This is a genomic window from Thermus igniterrae ATCC 700962 (assembly GCF_000376265.1).
GTDB lineage: Bacteria > Deinococcota > Deinococci > Deinococcales > Thermaceae > Thermus > Thermus igniterrae.
The window spans coordinates 1-3,455 of sequence record NZ_AQWU01000009.1 but is presented as its reverse complement, the minus strand read 5'-3'; the positions used below and the strand labels follow the sequence as shown (position 1 = coordinate 3,455).

3 protein-coding genes and 2 pseudogenes are annotated in these 3,455 nt (G+C 66.8%); 2 read left to right on the top strand and 3 right to left on the bottom strand.

What is annotated here, in order from left to right; genetic code table 11:
- Positions 1-220, bottom strand: a pseudogene (locus B128_RS12920) (hypothetical protein); the annotation flags it as partial.
- 68 nt (positions 221-288) lie between these two features.
- On the opposite strand from B128_RS12920, the pseudogene B128_RS12000 reads away from it, so the two are divergent.
- A pseudogene (locus B128_RS12000) lies at positions 289-1,098 on the top strand (M28 family peptidase); the annotation flags it as partial.
- A gap of 151 nt (positions 1,099-1,249) precedes the next feature.
- Here B128_RS12000 and B128_RS0100085 read toward each other — a convergent pair.
- Positions 1,250-2,353, bottom strand: coding sequence for a ScyD/ScyE family protein (locus tag B128_RS0100085; protein WP_156822353.1), 1,104 nt, complete (start codon positions 2,351-2,353; stop codon positions 1,250-1,252).
- A 65-nt stretch (positions 2,354-2,418) separates the two neighbouring features.
- Positions 2,419-3,030: a hypothetical protein gene (locus B128_RS0100080; RefSeq protein ID WP_018110278.1), complete on the bottom strand. Its 612-nt coding sequence runs from the start codon at positions 3,028-3,030 to the stop codon at positions 2,419-2,421.
- A 184-nt stretch (positions 3,031-3,214) separates the two neighbouring features.
- Here B128_RS0100080 and B128_RS0100075 point away from each other — a divergent pair.
- Positions 3,215-3,455 (top strand): helix-turn-helix domain-containing protein (locus tag B128_RS0100075; RefSeq protein ID WP_018110277.1); only part of this gene is annotated, 241 nt, incomplete at its 3' end.

Here is a 3,455-nt window from a genome sequence, read left to right as displayed (position 1 = left end):
TAGGGTTGCGGGCCAGTTCCCGGCGCATGCGTTCGCTGGAGAAGCCCAGGAGGGCGCGGACCAGGTGGAAGAGAAAGAGGCTGAGGTCGGAGAAGGTCCTGGGCCTGCCGGGTTTTCTCTCCCCTTCTGGCAAGCGGGCTTGGAGCCATGCCTGGAGCAGGGGGACCAGTTCCTCCAGGGACAGGGGTAGGATGGAAGGGGGCGTCTGGTGTTCTTCCACAGCTCACCAAGCGCCCCCTTTTCCTTTGGCTTGTCAAGGGGGTATGCATTGAATATCCGAAAGGGGGGCTCTACTTCAACGGCTTGAGGCCCTGGGGCCCTCTCCTGGACCGCCACCCCTCGCAGAACCTCCTGGCCTGGAAGGGGGAGGGGGAAAAAGCCCTCCTCCTCATGGCCCACGTGGACACCGCCAAGACCTACTTCCTCTACCACCCGCGAAGGGTCCGTGGCTTCCGCCAGGCCTTCCTCCTGAACGCCGCCTTGGCCCTCCTGGCTCCCCTCCTGGCCCTCACCCTCTTGAAGTGGCCCCTGGGGCTTTACTTCCTGGCGCAAGCCGGGCTTTTGCTCCACCGGGAGCTAAGGGCCCCCTACGTGGAGGGGGGCAACGACAACGGGAGCGGGGTGGCGGTGGCCACCGCCCTTTTCCTGGAAATAGACCCCCCGGAGGGCTGGCGCCTGGGCCTGGCCCTCACGGGCAGCGAGGAGGTGGGGGCCCTGGGGGCCAAGGCCCTAATCCCCCACCTGCCCCCCGGGGTCCTGGTGCTCAACCTGGACAACGTGGGCCAGGGGGAACTCTTCTTCGCCGAAGGGGAGGGGATGCTCCTCTACTTCCCCTACCGGGGGCCCCTCCTGGAAGCGGCCCGCCACACCCCGGGGGCCAAACCCCTGCGGTACCGCCTGGCCTACTTGGACACCCTGCCCCTGGCGCAAAGGGGGATTTCCTGCCTCAGCCTCATCCGCCTGGAAGGGGGCGTGCCCCCCAACTGGCACTGGCCCACGGACACCTTCCAAAGGCTCCACGAGGGGGCGCTCAAGGAAACCCTGGACTACGGGAGGCGGCTCTTGAGGGCGGTCTGGAGGGAGGCCCAAAGCGGCTAAACACCGCCCCTGGACCAGGCCAGCTGAGGCTTGGTGGCAGCATCCACCTCCTCCAGGGCCAGGAGGGCAGTGGCCTTCCAGGCAACCCACCCGCTTAGGGCCGCCACCGCCCTCCCACAACAGGCCCCGGATCCCCAAGATGCCTCTAAGCCTAAAGGGCCTCGTGCCGCTCCCAATGGGTCCTGAACCGGATGGGGTTGGCGAACCTTAGCACCGCCCCGCTCCCTGGCGCCCCCACCCCGTTGATGGTGACGTAAAAGTCGCCGCTGGGGGCAATGGCCAGGGCCGTGGGAAAGGGAAGGCCTTGGATGACCACTTCAAACCCCCCAGGCCGTACCCGTAGCACCGCCCCGGTTCCTGGGATCGGGCCCCTTTCCCCGGTCTCCGCCATGCGCACGGCGTAGAGGTTCCCGTCCGGCCCCTCCTGCAGGTCAGTGAGCATGGTGGCCCCGGTGGCGTAGTCCTCCACCCTACCCCCCACCACGCGCACCACCTTGGACGCCCCTTTCAAGAAGGGCAGGCCAGAGAGGAGGCTCACGTAGAAGACCCCGCCCCTGGCCACCACCGCCGTGGGCACCGGGTCCATCTCCATGGCCCCACCGCGGGCCGGGTTGGCGGAAGGCCCAGGTATACCGGCAAAGGCGGCCACCAGGCTAACCGCCCCCGTGGAGGGATTCACCCGCAAAAGGGTGTTGGCCGCGGCATCGGCCACGTAAATATAGCCATCCGCACCCACCGTGAGGCCATAGGGGTGGGACTCCACCCCGTGTCCATCCGGGTTGTGGGCCTTCTCAAAGGCCCAGAAGTCGGCCAGCTTCACCGGCCCTTCCGGACCCACCCGGGCCAGTACGGCCATGAGGGGCATGGGCGCCTGGTCGGGGTTGCTCCACCCCCCACTGGTCACCAGCAGGCCGCCGAACCAGGCCAGCCTCGAGGCCCCGCTGGTCTCCCGAGCGAAGACCATGGAGGGAAAGGTGGCCACGAGCTGCACCGTGCCATCGGGCTCCAAGCGCAGGACCCGCGAGCTCAACCCCACCTTGGCCATTACCTTCGGCCCCTGGGGCTCGGGGCTATTCATCTCCACTACCGTGTCCCCACCCACGCCGTAGTCCACCACGTAAAGCCGCCCATCGGGGGCGAAAAGCAACCCCATGGGGCCGTTCAGGCCGGTAATGACCGGCACCCCCTGGCCCAGGACCAACCCGCCCAAGACCAGGCCCAGCAACACCCATACCCTCCGGAATAGAACCCGCATCCCGCCCTCCCTAACGGCCAATGGGCCGTTCTTTCCAGGATAGAGGGGGATGCGTTAGCTTCGCGTCATACAAACCCTCCCCGCAGAAACTCCCCCAGGTCCTCGGGTAGGGCCAGGCCCACCTCCAAGAAGCGCATCCGGGCCTTTTGGTACATCCGCCACCTCAAGCCGGGTTGTTCCAGGGCCTCGAGGCTCTGCAAAAGCATGGCCAGGATTCCCTGGTCATAAGGCTCCTCCTGGGCCAGGAGGCATAGGAGGCGAAAGGCCTCCTGGGGTTGGGTGCACAAAAGGCCTTGTGCAGCCTCCCGGGCTATGCGGAACACCCGGGCCCAGAGGACCTGGTCCGTGGCCAGACCATCCAGATAGCGGCCCCGCCAGAGCCAGGTGTGCGGGGTGTGGAGGAAGGCCTCGAGGTCGGAAACCACCCCTCGCCCCAGCACGTACAAGGGCCCCTTGCGCTCCACCACCCCGGGGCCAAACTGCCGCCTCAGGGCGAAAACCAACTCCCGCAGAGCCCCAAAAGCCCTCCCCTCCTCCTGCCCTAGGTAGAGAAGGTCCAGAAGGTCCAGCACCCCAAGCCCCTCCCGGCCCGAGGCCCTAGCCTCCAGCATGGCGGCGAAGAAAACCCGTCGCCTCTGCCCCCTGAGGAGATGGCCGTCCAGGGCTAAAGGGCCCAAGACCCTTAATAGCCTCGGGGGGCCCGACCCACCCCAAGGCGCTGGTGGTCGCCAGGCGAACTGGGCCCCGATGCAGAACTCCCCACCCTTCAACGTGGGCCTCTCCCCTTAGCCTAACACCCGGCCAGATGGTGGGGAACCACTTATAAGAAATCCCCCTAGTCCTCTCCCGTAGAATGGGGCCATGGACCTCGCCAAACACCAACGCCGCCCCCGGCTGCAACTCAAGCTGCAGCATCACCCGGATAACCTTCACGCCCTGTACCGGGAAAGCCAAGACCCCATAGAACGCTCCCGCTGGCACGCCCTCTGGCTCCTCGCCACCGGCCACCCCATCCCAAAAGTCGCCCAAACCCTGGGCTACTCCACCCGCTGGGTCCGGGACACCCTCCACCGCTACAACCAAGGCAAGCCCATGGCCGACC

Bases quoted from the DNA above. Each gene is read 5' to 3' on its own strand.
- B128_RS0100085 (WP_156822353.1), bottom strand. From the start codon at position 2,353: ATGCGGGTTCTATTCCGGAGGGTATGGGTGTTGCTGGGCCTGGTCTTG.